The sequence below is a fragment of the Parabacteroides goldsteinii DSM 19448 = WAL 12034 genome (assembly GCF_000969835.1).
Taxonomy (GTDB): Bacteria; Bacteroidota; Bacteroidia; order Bacteroidales; family Tannerellaceae; genus Parabacteroides; species Parabacteroides goldsteinii.
The window spans coordinates 583474-601155 of the sequence record NZ_KQ033912.1; the positions used below are offsets into that span (position 1 = coordinate 583474).

9 protein-coding genes are annotated in these 17682 nt (G+C 45.0%); 3 read left to right on the forward strand and 6 right to left on the reverse strand.

All coding sequences use genetic code 11. The features are described 5' to 3' along the window. Positions 1-7: 7 nt before the first annotated feature. Complete coding sequence (locus HMPREF1535_RS02535; protein ID WP_007654437.1) at positions 8-3205, reverse strand: SusC/RagA family TonB-linked outer membrane protein; 3198 nt, start codon at positions 3203-3205, stop codon at positions 8-10. A 274-nt stretch (positions 3206-3479) separates the two neighbouring features. Here HMPREF1535_RS02535 and HMPREF1535_RS02540 point away from each other — a divergent pair, with 274 nt between their 5' ends. Beyond that, positions 3480-7448, forward strand: a complete 3969-nt coding sequence (locus tag HMPREF1535_RS02540) for a hybrid sensor histidine kinase/response regulator transcription factor (protein WP_046145209.1) — start codon at positions 3480-3482, stop codon at positions 7446-7448. 166 nt (positions 7449-7614) lie between these two features. Here the strand turns inward: HMPREF1535_RS02540 and HMPREF1535_RS02545 are convergent, their stop codons facing one another. The 3 genes from HMPREF1535_RS02545 to HMPREF1535_RS02555 all read right to left on the reverse strand — a co-directional run bounded on the left by HMPREF1535_RS02545 (position 7615) and on the right by HMPREF1535_RS02555 (position 10980). Next, positions 7615-8964 carry a Gfo/Idh/MocA family protein gene (locus tag HMPREF1535_RS02545; RefSeq protein ID WP_007654439.1) on the reverse strand — a complete coding sequence of 450 codons (1350 nt, stop codon included), beginning with the start codon at positions 8962-8964 and terminating at the stop codon, positions 7615-7617. Between the two features lie 123 nt (positions 8965-9087). Beyond that, on the reverse strand, positions 9088-9873 hold the full coding sequence (locus HMPREF1535_RS02550; protein ID WP_007654440.1) for a porin family protein: 786 nt from the start codon (positions 9871-9873) through the stop codon (positions 9088-9090). Positions 9874-9885: 12 nt separating this feature from the next. After that, entirely contained in the window at positions 9886-10980 is a 1095-nt protein-coding gene (locus tag HMPREF1535_RS02555; protein ID WP_046145210.1) for a PCMD domain-containing protein, read from the reverse strand. A gap of 192 nt (positions 10981-11172) precedes the next feature. Here HMPREF1535_RS02555 and HMPREF1535_RS02560 point away from each other — a divergent pair, with 192 nt between their 5' ends. Beyond that, positions 11173-12486, forward strand: a complete 1314-nt coding sequence (locus tag HMPREF1535_RS02560) for a Gfo/Idh/MocA family protein (RefSeq protein WP_046145211.1) — start codon at positions 11173-11175, stop codon at positions 12484-12486. A 79-nt stretch (positions 12487-12565) separates the two neighbouring features. Here the strand turns inward: HMPREF1535_RS02560 and HMPREF1535_RS02565 are convergent, their stop codons facing one another. Beyond that, on the reverse strand, positions 12566-14086 hold the full coding sequence (locus HMPREF1535_RS02565; RefSeq protein WP_046145212.1) for a DUF4301 family protein: 1521 nt from the start codon (positions 14084-14086) through the stop codon (positions 12566-12568). 176 nt (positions 14087-14262) lie between these two features. On the opposite strand from HMPREF1535_RS02565, the gene HMPREF1535_RS02570 reads away from it, so the two are divergent. Next, positions 14263-16476: a RelA/SpoT family protein gene (locus tag HMPREF1535_RS02570; protein WP_007654446.1), complete on the forward strand. Its 2214-nt coding sequence runs from the start codon at positions 14263-14265 to the stop codon at positions 16474-16476. Between the two features lie 231 nt (positions 16477-16707). Here HMPREF1535_RS02570 and HMPREF1535_RS02575 read toward each other — a convergent pair whose 3' ends face one another. Continuing rightward, positions 16708-17550, reverse strand: a complete 843-nt coding sequence (locus tag HMPREF1535_RS02575; protein ID WP_007654449.1) for a mechanosensitive ion channel family protein — start codon at positions 17548-17550, stop codon at positions 16708-16710. Positions 17551-17682 lie beyond the last annotated feature (132 nt).

A 17682-nucleotide genomic window follows, 5' to 3' on the forward strand; every position in this document is an offset into this window, starting at 1 on the left:
CTCTAAATTATAAGTTAACAACCAAGCCTACAGATACTACACGGTTCATCGGATAGTTCTTACCACCCTCACTGGTGTAGTCGTTCTTTGTATAGATCGCTTCCGGGTCAAACATACCTTTCAGTTTTGTAAAGGTCAGCAGGTTTTCACCAGAGAAGAATACCTGAACTTTCTGCATACCTACTTTATTCGTCCAGATAGCAGGAAGGTCATAGCTGATTGTCAGGTTTTTCAAACGGCAATAAGCACCACTCTGAATATACCGGTCGCTGGTAGTCATTGTTTTATCACGGAACGGAACAACACCGCCTGCCGTATGGATATAGGGCTTCGGATAATAAGCTCCCGGATTCGATTCACTCCAGAAATCCAGATGTTCCTTAAACACAGTTACCTGTGCATAGGGACCGCTTCCCCAGAAGTAAGCGCCTGTTCCCGGATCCCAATCACGTTTGCCAACTCCTTGGAACATCATGCTCAGGCTAATGCCTTTCCAACTGATAGAACCGTTAACTGTGTACTGATAACGCGGAGTCGTATTACCGATTACCGTCATATCGCCCATATCATCCAATGTATTTGTCCCGTTATTGATCTTATTATCATTATTCAGGTCACGATATTTCACATCACCCGGAGTCCAGGGTTTACCACTGATAAATGACAAGTCATACTTTTCATTATAAGCATCTGCTTCTTCCTGTGTCTGGATCAGACCGTCGGCACGATACCCCCAGATTTCGCCCACCTTTTTACCGGTATACCAGTTTTCTTTCGGATTTGTTCCGGTCGGGTTGGCATATTCCGTTACTTCTGAAGTTGCATCCGACAATGAACCACCGATCGTATACTGAATATCGCTACCGATCTGTCCGCGATAATTCAGGGCAAGCTCCCAACCGCGGTTTCTCATCCGTGCATTATTGGTCTTAGGTGCATCTGCTCCGAAAATATCCGGAAAGTCGACGCCGGGCCCTAACATATCCTTTGTATCACGCTGGAAAACATCGAGTGTACCGGTCAAAGAGTTCCCTAAGAATCCAAAGTCGAGACCGATATTCTTACTTTCCACCTTTTCCCAGGTAGTAGTCGGATTCACAACACCCGGAGCCCGTGTAAAGATATGACGTCCGTCAGAGAAAATATAATTGCCCAACTTATTGTTCAACTCCATTGTTGCGGCAAAAGTATACAAGGCAGCACCGGCCTGGTTACCCAGCAAACCATAGGAAGCACGCAGTTTCAGGTTTGACAGTACATCAGTCACAGAACTCATGAATTGTTCGCGGGTAATGTTCCATCCCAAAGAGACGGAAGGGAAGAATCCCCAACGATTGCCTGAGGCAAAACGGGAAGAGCCGTCATAACGTCCGTTCAGTTCAACCAGATAACGTCCGTCATAATCATAATTGATACGTCCGAAGAAACCGCGGGTTGCCCAACCGTTACGGGTATCGATGACAGTCTTGTCGCCGGTTCCCATACCGACATTCGGATTGCTGGTCGAATACAGGCCGGTAATGGAGTTCTTCATCAGACTGAACTCATAATCTTCTTCCTGAAAACCAGCCATTACTGTAAAGTTGTGCTTTTCAGCCAAGCTGAAAAGATAATTTGTATACAAATTGATCGACTGATAACGTGTACGGTCATAGCTACGGGTAAACTTACCATCAGGAGACATACCCAATTCCGCACGAACACCTTTTGAAGTACTGACACCGTCGGCACCATAAATAAGCGGACTGACATTTAGTGCTTCGTATTCTTTATTTCCTAATTTATAGGTATAGTCGAAGAATATAAACCAGTTCTTAACAGGTTGAATATCCAAACCGGCAGTGATATTCATATTATCACGCTGTGTATTTGTATAGGTTCCGCTCTGCAGATAAGGAATCATTGTCAGTTCCGTGAAATGACCGTTCGGGTCGACCGGAGAAACTGTGGGACGGAAACGAGCCAGTGAATGATAGAAACCTTCGCTGATACCACCGTCACCAAACGGAGTATTCTGGTCGGAATGCATGAATTTGGTATTCACTTTCAACTTCATCCAACTAGTCAGCTGCGAAGTAACATTGGCAGCAAAATTATACCGTTTATAATCCATATCGGCATAACGGAGGATTCCGTCTTCCGAATAGTAACCACCTGAAATATAATATTGTGCAGCCTTACCACCACCGCTCAGGCTGATATTATGATTCTGTTTAAACGCCCAGTTCTTATAATGCAAATCAAAATAGTTCACATTACCAACACCAGACTCCGAGTTTTCGAAAGCCGGGTTCATATTGGAATTGGCAGGCAGTTCGAACCACGGATCGACACTGCTCGGATCATTGATATACTGCTGTAACAAAGCTAGTTTCTCATCGCTGTACAAACGCGGAGAACCAGCATTGGTTACACCGGCATTCCAGTATTGTGCAAAATCATACGAATTGACCATATCCGGCAGAACAGTCGGTGTACTCCAACCGACCGTACCCTGGTAGTTGATGCGCGTTTTACCTTCTTCCCCTTTCTTTGTCGTGACAAGAATCACACCGTAAGCGGCACGTGCACCGTAGATAGCACAAGCAGCCGCATCTTTTAATACGGATATATTTTCAATATCACTGGGGTTTACATCGGTGAGGCTCATTTCCACACCATCGACCAGGACGTAAGGGGCCGCATTATTATCCAGATTACCTTGTCCGCGTAATGTCAAAGTACCGGCTCCACCCGGACGGCCACCATCGGAATTGCTTACCAGCAAACCCGGAACCATCCCTTGTAAACTCTGTACGGCATCGGCAACAGGACGACGTTCCAGCACATCTCCCTTAACGGAAGATACGGAACCGGTCAGATTCACTTTCTTCTGCACGCCATAACCGACAACAACTACTTCATTAATATCAACCGCATCACTAAGCATCTTGATCGTTAAATCCTTCATGCCTTCCTTTATCAGGATTTCCTGAGGGATCAGACCAATATAAGATATTAATAATGTTTGTCCGGGTGATACCGAGATAGAAAAACGGCCATCGGCATCGGCAATCGTACCGTTCTGTGAATCTTTCACCTGAACAGCTGCTCCGGCCAAAGGTTCGGAAGTTGCCTCTTCGAGGATAACCCCCGTTACTGTTTGCTGAGCAAAACCTGCCAAGCAAAACAACATCAGTAAGAATGTTAGAAAAGATTTTTTCATAAAACAATAAATTTAGTAAACAACATAATTTAATTCTCAAGACAGGTAAGTTTTTTCAAATTCACCTATATCCAATAACATCGAATTAACCCTATTTCATAAGCACGCTCTGTTTAGTTAATATTTGCAAAGGCAAAGTTGCACTTTCCGAGACATACCGATGTCAACAATCGTACTTTTCATGTCAAAAACCATCCCAAAGTTCTGTTTACACTGAATGTTTTCTATTTTAGATCGGTTTTATTACATTTGCACTTATTAGAAATAAAGTACGATGAGAAGCATCCCTATTATAAAATTATTACAATTCCTGTTTTTGTTTTACTTCTGTATAGGATATACAAAAGGAGCAACCCCCAGCTATTTTTTCCAGCAGCTGAATCTGGACAAAGGTTTATCGCAAACAACAGTGAATTGTATACTGGCAGATAATAAAGGATTGATCTGGATCGGGACAGCTTCCGGGTTAAGCTGTTTTGACCGTTACGGTATGAAAAGTTATTTCCATGAAAAGGATAACCCTTATTCCCTGCCGGGAAATACGATCTATTTCATTGCGGAAGATTCATTGAACAATATCTGGGTTTCCACCAATAACGGATTAACCTTATACGATAAAAGCAGCGACTCATTCCGTCCTGTCAAATTCGAAGATAAGATAATCATAACAAATTCATTCCATACATTCTCCGGTTCCATCCTTTTCACTGCTGATGAAGGAGTATATATCTATGACGGCAAAAGTCGGACTCTTCATAAAAGGCCCGTCCTTCAAAAAGACTCATCCGATTTTATACCTTATTATATTCGTCCCTGGGACAAAGACGAAGTATTGCTTATCTCACGCAGAAACGGTATCCTCAGATACAACCCGGTTACCGATCAGATAACTCCTACCGATTATCCGATCCAAACGGGAGACCTGAATGCGGTTTATCTGGATAGTAAGAAAAGGCTTTATCTTTCCTCCTATAATAAAGGCTTCGTTTGTTACGCTCCGGATGGAAAAAAGCTTTACCATATCCATACGGGAAATTCCAAATTAAATAATAACCTGGTACTTGACTTTCTGGAGATAAATAACAAACTCTGGATAACGACCGATGGCGGAGGAATCAATATTATGGATCTGGAAAACACCTCCGATATTACAGCCATTGTCCATACGCCGGGAGACAGGAACACGCTTCCGGTAAATTCCGTCAAATGCATCTATAAAGACAAACAGGATAATATCTGGGTAGGGACAGTCAGAGGCGGTATGATCGGTATCAAAGAAGTTTTCATGAAAACATATACGGATGTTCCGCGCAACAATACCAACGGATTGAGCGATATATCAGTCATCAGTATCCACGAAGACAAACGGGGACGCTTGTGGCTGGGGACAGACGGAGGCGGTATCAACCAATACGATCCTTATACCGATACCTTCAAACATTATCCATCCACTTACGGAGATAAAGTCGTATCTATTACAGATTATTCGGACTCAGAATTGCTCGTTTCCCTATATACCAAAGGTATGTATCTCTTTAATAAAGAAACAGGAAACTACCACCGGCCCTTCTATCTGATCGACGAAGCCACGACGGTCGACCAGTTTCACGGAGGAAATGCCTCACTGGCTTATAGGGTTACCGACGAATGGGCTTATTTTCTGGGTAAAAATGCAGTCAGCCATAGTTTCCGGACCGGGAAGTTCTCTTTCCTGAAGATAGACGGGAAGAAGCTGGCCGTAGGTCCGATGAAAATGGTTTGTGCCGACGATAAATCAGCCTTTATCATCCAAAGCAACAACCTGTATGAAGTATATCACGGCAGCGACACGCTTCATGTCCTCCTCAGTATCGGTGGACATGAAGCGATCAAAGCGGTAGCACGCGACAAGAACGGTATTTTCTGGATCGGGACGGAGTATGGTTTCGGTTATTTCGATTCTAACACAAAGGAATTCACCAAGATTGAAACCAAACTGTTCAACAGTGTCTCTACCTTACTACTGGACGAACAGGAACGTCTTTGGATCGGTGCCCGCAACATGTTATTCTCATACGATCTCAAAAAGAAACGTTTCGCCTCCTGGGGAGAATCGGACGGTTATACGACGAATGAGTTCATCTATAAATACCAGGTTTCGTCCATCTCCGATTATATCTATCTGGGTGGCGCCTCCGGATTGCTGCGTATCAATAAAAACATACCGACCAAAGAAGAGCCGCTGCCCGAAGTCAGGCTGATGGATGTGTTGCTGAACGGGAACTCCTGTATCGACCAGTTGGAAAACGGCCGTAACCGGATAACGATTCCTCATACGCACAGCTCCATTGAAATAAAAGTCATCTCGATGGAAAAAGATGTGTTCCGCAGCAAACTATACCGTTATATGATTAACGGAACCGATCAACAATACACCGAAACATACAACCATGTCCTTTCACTGCGTATGCTGGCTCCGGGCAACTACTCCATCCTGGTGTCCTGCAACTCAAAAAGCGGGGAATGGAGCGAACCGGTCGAAGTACTTCATATCACGGTAACACCTCCCTGGTATCAACGCCCCTACGTCTTTGTCATTTTCATCATCCTGTTAATCCTCTTTCTTTTCTGGTCCGAACGCATAGCAAGGCGGCGCAGAAACCGGAAAATGAAATGGCAGATGAAAGAGCACACCAATAAGATGAATGAGGAAAAGGTACGCTTCCTCATCAACATCAGCCATGAACTGCGTACCCCGCTAACACTGATTTACGCACCTCTGAAAAGGATACTCGACAAAAACAGCTGGAATGAACCGGAAAATCTGAAAGGACAATTATCCGGCATATACAAACAGGTGCTGGACATGCGGAACACCATCAATATGGTATTGGATATGAGCAGCCTGAAGGAGGCGAAGAATACGTTGCACAAAACGCCCCATCAACTGAACGAATGGATTATTTCCGTCGCCAAAGATTTTGAAAGCGAACTGGAAGCCCGCCATATCCGGATAGACTACCAACTGGATGAACATATCGGACAAGTTTCGTTCGACGGTCCCAAATGTACGACCGTCTTATCGAACTTATTAATGAATGCGCTGAAGTTCAGCCCTTCGGACACAACGATCACCGTATCCAGCGAATTACTGGATGATAAAATCCGGGTAAGCGTAGCCGACCAGGGAATCGGTCTGGGCAATCTCGATGCCAATAAACTCTTTACCCGCTACTATCAGGGTAACCACGACCAGTCGGGAAGCGGGATAGGACTCTCTTTCTCCAAAGCACTGATAGAAAGGCACAAAGGAACGATCGGTGCCATGAACAATGAAGACTGCGGAGCCACTTTCTTCTTTGAACTGCCACTCGATGCCGAGAATGAAAACATAGAAAAAGAAAACCGGCAAGACGTATGGTTCCCGGTTGAATCCCCATCCGAAACGGAAACATTCTCTACAAACCATTATTCTATCATCATCGTAGAAGACAAGAAGGAATTAAGTTCGTTCCTGAAAGAATCCTTACAGGAATCATTCAAAAATGTCTATGTGGCAGGCGACGGAGAAGAGGCCATTGAAATAATTAACCAGAAGCATCCGGACATCATTGTCAGCGACATTATGATGCCGAAGATGAACGGTTATGAATTGTGTAAAAAGATCAAGGAAGACATGGCAACCAGCCATATTCCCGTTATACTCCTAACTGCCAGGGGGGATCTGGACAGCACGACAATGGGATACAAACTGGGAGCGGACGCTTATCTGGCAAAGCCTTTCGATATGGAATTATTACTGGCAGTCATCAGTAACCAGCTGAAAAACCGGGAAGCGATCAGGCAGAAGTATAAAGAAAGCCATTTACTTCCTCCGGAAGCAACCCCTTCACAGACAAACAACCTGGACGAGGAGTTCATGCTGAAACTGAACAAGCTGATTTACGACAACCTTTCATCGCGTGAACTCGATGTCAAATTCCTTACCACGCAGATGGGAATGAGCCGTACGCCACTCTACGCCAAGCTAAAGGCCTTAACCAATATGGGAGTTAACGATTATATCAATATGATCCGCATAGATAAAGCCTGCCAGCTACTGGTTGGCTCTTCCATGAATATCACAGAGATATCCGAAACTGTAGGATTCGAGTATCCCCGCCATTTCAGCACGCTGTTCAAACAGCTCAAAGGCATGCCGCCATCGCAATACAGGAATAGTAAGGCTACAACAAAAGAATGCGATAGCGAAAGAGAAGATTAGATTCGATATTTATCAAAAGTGAGCTATCTTGTCCCCGTGCTTGACACGGGGACGCAGAAGAACAGGCAGTATCAAAAGATACATATAGGATACGGTTTGTGCCTTTGCGATCCCGTGTCAAGCACGGGAACGGGATAGCTCACCTTTTTCTATAATTACCCCCCATTTATTTCCAGTAAGGCAATGTATAAGGATTGCGATACTGATACCAGTACAACCGATGTGCAGCGGCTTCCTTATCATTCACGAAACTCAATGTAGCCGGATCCCATTTTACCGGACGATTCAGTTCGCGGGAAATATTTGCCAGACAGCAAAGCGTATTAGTGCTGCAACCTACCTCTACCGGAGCAATCGGATTCTCACGTGAACGAACGCAATCGATAAAGTTCTGCATATGAGGCGAACTTACTTCATACTCTCCTTTACCGACTTCTTTCTTCTTAGCTTTCAACAAGGAAGGATCCGAACATTCGATATAACCGCGTGCTACCTTCAGCCATCCTTTATCACCGATAAACTGGATACCCTGAGCATTCTCATTATCTTCCCGATAAGGCTGTTCGGTCATCACAATACCGTTAGCATATTTCATGGATGCATATTTCTGTCCGTTATAACCAGCCGGAGTAAATTCTACCGGGCCGGAACCGTCCATACCGATAGCAGCCTGAGCGATGTCAAACATATGGGCACCCCAGTCGGCCGTAAAGCCATTACCGGTTTCCTGATACCAACGCCAGGCTCCCCACAACTGTTCGTTCTGCTCCGGATCGAGAGAGATCGGAGGACAAAGATCCGGATGATAGTGTACCTTCGGATCATTCAGCGGTCCCATCCATTGATTGAAGTTCAGATTTCCCGGCACAGGCATTTCCGGCAGATCCAACGGTTTTGGAGGTGCACCGACACGGGCATATATTTTCTCTACATGACCGATCGCTCCATTACGAACCAACTCGATCGCTTTCTGAAACTCTTCGCTCGAACGTTGCTGGCTTCCCACCTGTAGCACCCGCTTGTTATCGCGGACGGCTTTTACCATCGCCAGACCTTCGGCAATTGTATAAGCCAGCGGTTTCTGGCAATAAACATCTTTTCCCGCCTGACAGGCATGAATAGTAGTCAAAGCATGCCAGTGGTCGGGAGTTGCCACCTCGATCGCATCGATGTCCTTACGTTCCAGCATTTCCTCATAAAACTCATAGCTGTCGCAACGCGGCGCCACGCCCTGCTGCTTCTGCCAGGCCGTAATTCTACGCACAAAACGCTCACGTTTCATGGAATCTACGTCACAACCGGCAGCAACCTGCACGCCCGGACAATTGGAAAAACTGGTAAAATCGGATAAACCTTGCTGCCCCAGTCCGATAAAGCCTAAAACAACCCGATCACTCGGTGCGATGCGCACTCCATTGATCGACCAGCTGGGAAGGATTGTAAAACTGGCTAGTCCCAGTGCGGACAAGCCGAGGAATTTTCTTCGGGAAATTCCTTTCTTCTCGTTCTCTTTCATGGTATTAAATTATATTGGTCTTAAAAAATCAATACTGCAAATGTATAGAATTTATTGAAATAAATAAAAAAAAGCGGGAATATTTGATGAAATATTCCCGCTGATATGATATTGTATTATAACTTAAAATGCATAACCGAAGCCCATATTCAGATAGATCGGATACATGGCGAAAGTAATCGTATTAAAATCTTTCTTGAATATATCGTTCATACCCCAAGTCAGATCGGCATACACATTCAAGTGTTTGAAGGCTTTCCATTCGCCTCCCAGCTGTAGCCCCCATGCAAAACGACGCAGGTCTTTGGAAAAATCGTAAGGAGCACTTTTACCGTCTTCAAATACGACTTTGTTACCGGTCGGATCGAGTTCACGCAAGTAGCCGTCGTACACATCACCCGTAAAATCGCCTTCCATCCGATAGGAAACATACGGTCCGGCATTCAACTTCCAACGTGGAGAAACCCGCCAGGCAGCCAGCACAGGAACAGTCAGATACGAGTTATTTACTTTTGTCTTTACCTGTCCGGTCCAAAAGCCTTTCATACGTTCACCACCGTCACCGATGATCTCCATGCTGTAATTCTTTACACGGGCATCTGTTTTCATACCTTTCGTTTCAAGGCGTAAAGCAAGCATAATACCCCAGGTACGCGCCGGATTAAGCCACTTCGTTACATTCCCCTCGATAGCAATCTGCAATGTCGGGTTATAACTGTCAATAGAACGTATCTCTTTCGGCAATGGCAATGGAGACGTACCTCCGATACTGAATCCGGCTTTTACCTCATATTCCAACCCGATCAGATATGAATTGATGATACCGGCATTCCGGTCTTTCTGGGCAAACAGACTATGGCTAGTCAGCAATAATAAACCCAGGATACTTATAATTAATTGTTTTTTCATACTGTTTTATGTTTATTCTTCCACTGAATGGATCAGTTCGACTTCATCTATATATAATGTACTGCCAACTGCTCCGTTGAACAAATCACCTTCTATACTGGAAGAAAACACAATCGCCACATTATATTTTCCTGCTTTCAACTTATCCCGGTCGATAGTTTTACCTGGTCGCATATTAAACGGCAGATAGAACTGTGTCCATTCATCCGTCTCTTTTGCATCTTCGATCCGTGCGACGGAGATCAAGTTGGGATGGCTGAATTTGTTAGTTCCATCCAGCATCTTCACATCATCGGTCGTCTCATAAAAGATCGCATAGATATCGAACATATCTTTTTTACCGGGAACGATCTTTCCTGATTCGGAGAAATCCGGTCCTGCCTTGTACTTATAATATCCGGTCAGATAAGTCGGTACATACTCGAACGGCATACCGAATTTAGTTGCTTTCAAGGCATTTGTAATAGCACTGATAATATCGAATGTCCCCATAAACAGGTTTCCGGCAGCAATCGGCATTTTCAAATCCGAACCGAAATTACCGGTCGAACGAGTTACCAACCTTACACAATGACCTTTATAGCCTTTATCAAAAGAAAGTGTTGGAAAGGTATCGCGGGGAGCTTTCATATCCGTCAGTGCAAATCCGGGATTACCGCTTGCCCAATCCATTATAGTGTTACCTTTATCATCTGTTTCATAGAAGACATCATAACCTGCTGTACCTTCATGTCTGACCTTTTCAAAACTATATTGTGTACCGATACCGGTTATCACATAACTCACCTCATAGCGTTTCTTCCATTGTCCGTCTTCCGAAACGACAGTGTAATACTGCGGTTCGCTGAAATCGAGCGTCGTTCCGCTAGCCGGTGAAATAGAGGCCCCTGGCGTCAGGGTAAATTCAGGCGATTGTTTCGACAAATCAGTATTTGATTTAACCATCAATGTAATCTTATCATTTGTAATAATAGGATCGCGACGCAATATGTCGGCTGGTACTGTACAAGTCAGAATATCAGCTTCTGCATTCGGCGCCTCGTCCTGGATACAGGACATTCCCATAATACTTAAAAAAAGACAGGTTAATAAGCGTGTCAGCTTCATTTTGTTTCTTTTTTAGTGAATAATCCAATAATTACTTTTTCCATAAAGTGACTGCAAATTTACTTCCCTTTTTCGGATTTGTCTGCAATATTATGTTTTTATTACATATTTTATTGGGCAAACCCAGGCTTTCTTCCTATTTTTGGTGTTTTACAAACAATTGTGTATCATCACCATTAATTCATTCAGACCATGACAACACGCAGAGATTTTATCCGGCAGGCCGCTCTTCTGGGAGCCGGCCTCTCGATGAACCCTTTCTTTATTAAAGCTAGTAGTAACTCAGTCGGTGCAAACGATAAGATCAGGGTCGGACTGATCGGTTGCAAAGGAATGGGGTATTCCGACCTACAGGCTTTCCTCCGCAATCCGGAAGTCGAATGTATCGCTTTAGCGGATATTGATGAAAATGTGTTAAATAACAGGGCTGCCGAGACGGAAAAACTAACCGGAAAGAAGGTAAAACACCTTTATAAAGACTGGCGGAAGCTGATCGACAACAAAGATGTGGACGTCGTTATCGTCGGTACTCCCGACCATTGGCACTGCCTCCAGATGGTTGCCGCCTGCGAAGCCGGAAAAGATGTTTATTGCGAAAAACCGCTGGGAAACAGTATCGAAGAATGTAATATCATGGTACGTGCTGCCGAGAAATACAACCGTGTCGTACAGGTCGGACAGTGGCAACGCAGCGACCCTCACTGGCAGGACGCAATGGCTTTCGTACATAGCGGGCAGTTGGGAAAGATACGTACTGTACGTGTATTCTCTTATCAGGGATGGTGTCCTTCCATTCCGGTTGTTGCCGACGAACCGGTTCCGGCAGGTGTTGATTATGACATGTGGCTTGGTCCGGCACCCAAACGCCCGTTCAACCGTAACCGTTTCCATTTCACTTTCCGTTGGTTCTGGGACTATGCCGGAGGACTGATGACAGACTGGGGTGTCCACCTGCTCGATTACGCCCTCTATGGCATGAATGTGACGGCACCGAACTCTATCATGGCTTCGGGCGGCAAATTCGGTTATCCGGACGATGCCTGCGAAACACCCGACCTTCTGCAAACGATCTATACATTCGATGACTTCACCGTGATGTGGGACCATGCCATCGGTATTGACGACGGTGCTTACGGACGTAACCACGGACTCGGTTTTGTAGGAGAAAACGGCACACTGGTTATCGACCGCGGCGGTTGGGAAGTCATCCCTGAAAAGGTGAACGGCAAGGCCCGCATGGAAGCAGTCGCTCTGAATAAGGCTTACGGAGAAGGCGGCTTGAACCTGCACGTCAAGAACCATCTGGAATGTATCAAATCGCGCAACCGTAATTGTAATGCTAGCATCGAGATCGGCGCACATATCGCCAAATTCTCTCAATTGGGTAACATTGCTTACCGGACCGGAAAGAAACTTTCGTGGGACGGAACAAGTTTCCATGACACAGAAGCTGATAAATATCTCTGCAAAGAGTATCGTGCCCCCTGGGAGTTACCGAAGATATAAGCAGAATGAAAAAGGCGGGCTCTCACAAGTCCGCCTTTTCGAATGTTTAATTTAAATACTAACTATGGTATCGATCCGATCATTGATGCTCGGACCGTAGTAAGTCGTTAACCGTCTTTACCGGATTGAAAGTCTCGATAGGAACTTCTACAAATACGGTATTCCAGTCGCTCATTGCACCATTCCACAAACCGGGAAGTTCCAATGCCTTTAATTCGCGGCCATCTTTACTCTTGTAAGAGATGAAACCGGTATTTTTATCTACATAATCAGGCAGATTATATTTTTCTCCTTTATGATTCTTCAATGCACATACCAGGTCAACCGGATTGAAGTGGGTACCTTGTTCGAACATCGCTTTCTTTGCCGGATCTTTCAGGTCGATCTGCGAACTTTCCAGGATTTGCGGAGAGACAGTGCCATCCGGATTCTGTGCCAGGAACGGACCGCCACCCGGTTCGCCTACATTCTTCACCATACCGCAAACACGCAACGGACGGAGCAGTTTGCTCTTGATATAGAGAATCAGTTCGGCATCTTCCAGCAACTTCGTATCCGGATTCTTGATACACAGGTCATCCTGTAGGAAATGAATCATTTCTTCTACCTGGTCATGTGAATATTTTCCTGTTTCGATCAGGTTCAGATAATTGAATATACGTTCCTGCAAAGTAACCAGTACACCGGCTATCACTTTCTTAAAGATAACAGTCGAACATTTGAAACTGTCGGGAACGACATTGTCGATATTCTTTACGAAAACGACATCTGCATCGATATCATTGAGATTCTCGATCAAAGCACCATGACCGCCCGGACGGAACAACAATTTTCCATTCTTGTCGCGGAAAGGATTGTTCTCCATATCGGCGGCAACCGTATCCGTACTCGGCTTCTGTACACTGAAGGAAAGATCATAGCCTACCGAGAACTTTTCTTCGTATGCCTGTTTCTTTTCTGACACCAACTGTTCAAACAAAGCCTTATGTTCGGGAGATACGGTAAAATGGATATTTACTTCACCGGCATTGTTCTTGGCATACATGGCACCTTCAGCCAGATGTTCTTCCATGGCAGTACGGATCGTTTCACCTGCCCGGTGGAACAACAACAGACCTTTAGGCAACTGTCCGTAATTCAACCCTTTGGCATCCAGCAAATTGGAAACCACCGCCTTATAATTGCCGGCAGCGATCAGTGCCGGAATATCTTTCTCTTCGTTTGCCAGGCAAACCGCATTCAATGCATTATAAAAAGCGAAACGGGTAATCTCGCTGAAGAATTTCTTTTCAAAATCACAGGTCGGCACATCGTAAGAGGCTGACAGAAACTCGTACAGGTTCTTAAACATACGGCTGGCAGCACCCGAAGCAGGTACAAATTTCAGGATCCGTTTATTTTTAGCAAGATAGGCATCCCATGCATCCATATAAGTTGCCTGGTCCTCCTGCGATACAACCATTATACCTTTTTCTACCGATGCGGATGCGGCTATTTCCAGATAAGGGAAACCTTTGACGAAGCAAGCCAGTTGTTCTTCAATCTGCTGTTCGCTGATTCCTTTATCAGCCAATTGCTTTAAATCGTTTGCGTTTAACATAGTATATCTTTTAAAATTAGTACTCTTCGCATTGTGGCATAGCATTTTCCGTCTATGCTTCTCGCAAATGTATAAAAATACTGTTAGAATAGCATTGATATTCGAGGAAAAAAGATACTTTTACAGTATGTTTTACCGCCTGTCCTCAAATGGGCAGTAAAAAATAAGATGCAACTATGGACATACAACCATTCTTTACGGAAGAAGAAAGAAAAGATTTCTTCTCAAAATACAGACAATTGGTACGTAGCCTCTACTCCTTTTTACATAGAGAGGATATACGGAAAATGAGAGAGTTGATGCAGCGCGTTGTCGCACTCGACTGTTACGGAAGAGACAAGAACGGCATCAACGGATTGATTCGCAATATTAATACTGCACTGATCGCAACAACGGAGATCGGACTGAAACGGACTTCGGTCATCGCCCTCCTGCTCTATCGTCCGGTGCTGAAAAAGGTCATTACACTGGAAGAGGTCGAAAAGACGTTCGACGCAGATGTCACGCTGATCATTCAGCGCCTGCTGAAGACTTCCGATCTGTATGCCCGCAATACGGCCGTTAATTCTGAGAACTTCCATCACCTGCTCTTCTCTTTTGCAGAAGATGTCAGGGTGATACTGATCATGATTGCCGACCGCCTCTGCCTGATGCGCCTGGGCAAACAGTTGAAGGAAGACGACCGCCTGCGGCTAGCCACCGAAGCCTCATATCTGTATGCTCCCCTGGCTCATCGCCTGGGTCTATACAAAATAAAGAGCGAACTCGAAGACTTGTCGCTGAAGTATACCGATCCCAAACAGTATGATTTCATCAAGAAAAAGCTGAATGAGACCAAACGTTCACGTGACATTTATATAGCCGAATTCATCGCACCTATCAAGAAAAAGTTGCAGGAAGCCGGCTTACAGTTCGATATCAAAGGACGTACCAAATCCATTCACTCGATCAACAACAAGCTGAAAAAGCAGAAGATCGAGTTTGAAGGCATATACGACCTGTTCGCGATCCGTGTCGTGCTGGATACTCCACTTAAAAAAGAACGTTCGGAATGCTGGCAGGTATATTCGATCATTACCGACATGTACCAGCCTAACCCCAACCGTATGAAAGACTGGATTTCCATTCCGAAGACGAATGGATACGAGAGTCTGCATATCACGGTCATGGGCCCGCAAAACAAATGGGTGGAAGTGCAGATCCGTACCCGCCGGATGGATGAGATCGCCGAACGCGGACTGGCAGCCCACTGGAAATACAAAGGCGTGAAAGCCGAAAGCGGACTGGACGAATTCCTCAATACCGTGCGTGCCGCCCTGGAAGAGAAGGAGAACAACCCGCTCGACCTGATGCAGGACTTCAAGATGGACCTGTATAAGGACGAAATCTATGTCTTCACACCGACCGGCGAACTGATCAAACTGGCGAAAGGGGCCACCGTGCTCGACTTTGCCTTTGCCATCCATTCAAAGCTGGGATGCAAATGCGTTTCCGCCAAGGTAAATGAAAAGAACGTACCTATTAAATATGTACTGAACAACGGGGATACGGTTTCGGTCGTCACCTCTCCAACTCAGACGCCCAAACGCGACTGGCTGAACATCGTCGTCACCTCCAAAGCCCGTGTAAAGATCAAACAGGCCCTCCGTGAAGAGACAGCCAAGGCGGTCGACTTTGCCAAGGAGATGCTCCAACGCCGTTTCAAAAATCGGAAGATCGAGATGGAAGAACCTCATCTGATGCGTTACATCAAGAAGAAAGGATTCAAGACCGTCACCGACTTCTACATCGAAATAGCCGAAGAACGCCTCGACCCGAACAATGTGATCGACGAATATCAGGAGTTTGTCCGCAAGGAAACCGAGACCAACGACCGTTCGGAAACCCGTAGTGCCGGCGAATACATCACGACCACCGAAGTGGAGGAAATATCCACCAACAAGGATGTTCTGGTCATCGACAAGAACCTGACAGGGATTGAATACAAGTTGGCAAAATGCTGTAACCCGATCTACGGCGACGAAGTATTCGGATTCGTTTCCACCCAGGGCATCAAGATCCACCGGATGGATTGCCCGAACGCGCAGGAGATGTTCAGCCGTTTCGGTTACCGTATCATCCGTGCAAAATGGAGCGGAAAAGGTGACAACGGATATGTGGTAACCCTTCGCGTTGTCGGCAGGGACGATATCGCGATCGTCACCAACATCACCTCGGTGATCGGAAAAGAGAATGGCGTCACGCTCCGTTCGTTGAACATAGATTCGGTAGACGGGATATTCCAGGGTAACTTTGCCGTACTGGTGAGAGATACCAATTCGCTGAATATGCTGGTCAAGAAAATAAAATCAGTCAAAGGAGTCAAGACGGTAGACCGTCTGAATTCATAAGAAAAAGGCTCGCCATAACGGTCGAGCCTTTTTCTTTTTTTATAATCAAATAATTAATACTAAAGTAATAAAATAAAGTTCTTTGTATTTTTACCTTAAAAACATTTTCTGTTATTCACTTTTAAATTGATAGACAAAGATAAATCTTTTTGTTCAACTATTAAACGTATTACCGCCCGTCAGACGAACCCCAACGGTTATTGAACAAAAAGATTTATTTTAAGGACAAAATCAGTCTTTTGCCTGATGCACCGTCAGTTGCGGGAACGGGAACCCGATACCCTCAGCATTGAAGGTTGCATAAATAGCTTTATTGGTATCAAAATAAACGCCCCAGTAATCGGAACTTTTTACCCATACACGCACAACGACATTGACACTGCTATCAGCCAGCGCACTCAAGGCTATGAAAGGAGCCGGTTCGTTCAAAACACGTGCATCCTGTGCAAGAACGGATTCGATCACTCTCTTTACATGCTCGTAATCGCTTCCGTATTCCACACCGAAAGTCCATTCCACACGACGCGTCGGCTCATTACCGATATTGGTTACCACGCCGCTGCTCAATGAGCCGTTCGGAATAAAGATATTTTTATTGTCTGCCGTAAGCAAAATAGTATGGAAGATCTGAATCTCCCTCACCGTACCGCCTACACCCTGCGATTCGATATAATCACCGACCTTATACGGTTTAAACAAAAGGATAATCAGCCCGCCGGCGAAGTTCGACAGGTTTCCGCTCAACGCCATACCGATAGCGACACCGGCAGAAGCGAGCAATGCAGCAAACGAAGTCGTCTGTACTCCCAACGCCCCTACAACGGAAATGATCAACAGGATCATCAACGTAACATTCACCAGACTTCCTACAAATGTTTTAACAGACGGATCAAAATCACGTTTCGTTAAAATACGGCGAACAAGTTTGTTAATCATGCGGATAATGAAACGTCCTACAACGAAAACAATGATCGCTTTAATAATTGTCCACCCTAAATGACTACCCTGCTCTATCAGGGAATTGATAAAACCTTCCAATTTCGGATTGGAAGCCAACACATCTAATAATATCATATTTCTATCTATTTTAATTAAACACTTTTATCTTATAACAATCAAAGCATCGAAAAGTCTTATAAAATGTGGCAAAGGTATAAAGTTTTTTTAATCCGGCGGCAGAACAAGATATTTGCGTAGCTTTGCGAC

Coding starts and splice junctions, on each gene's coding strand:
- HMPREF1535_RS02535 (WP_007654437.1), bottom strand. CDS start 3,205: ATGAAAAAATCTTTTCTAACATTCTTACTGATGTTGTTTTGCTTGGCA.
- HMPREF1535_RS02540 (WP_046145209.1), top strand. CDS start 3,480: ATGAGAAGCATCCCTATTATAAAATTATTACAATTCCTGTTTTTGTTT.
- HMPREF1535_RS02545 (WP_007654439.1), bottom strand. CDS start 8,964: ATGAAAGAGAACGAGAAGAAAGGAATTTCCCGAAGAAAATTCCTCGGC.
- HMPREF1535_RS02550 (WP_007654440.1), bottom strand. CDS start 9,873: ATGAAAAAACAATTAATTATAAGTATCCTGGGTTTATTATTGCTGACT.
- HMPREF1535_RS02555 (WP_046145210.1), bottom strand. CDS start 10,980: ATGAAGCTGACACGCTTATTAACCTGTCTTTTTTTAAGTATTATGGGA.
- HMPREF1535_RS02560 (WP_046145211.1), top strand. CDS start 11,173: ATGACAACACGCAGAGATTTTATCCGGCAGGCCGCTCTTCTGGGAGCC.
- HMPREF1535_RS02565 (WP_046145212.1), bottom strand. CDS start 14,086: ATGTTAAACGCAAACGATTTAAAGCAATTGGCTGATAAAGGAATCAGC.
- HMPREF1535_RS02570 (WP_007654446.1), top strand. CDS start 14,263: ATGGACATACAACCATTCTTTACGGAAGAAGAAAGAAAAGATTTCTTC.
- HMPREF1535_RS02575 (WP_007654449.1), bottom strand. CDS start 17,550: ATGATATTATTAGATGTGTTGGCTTCCAATCCGAAATTGGAAGGTTTT.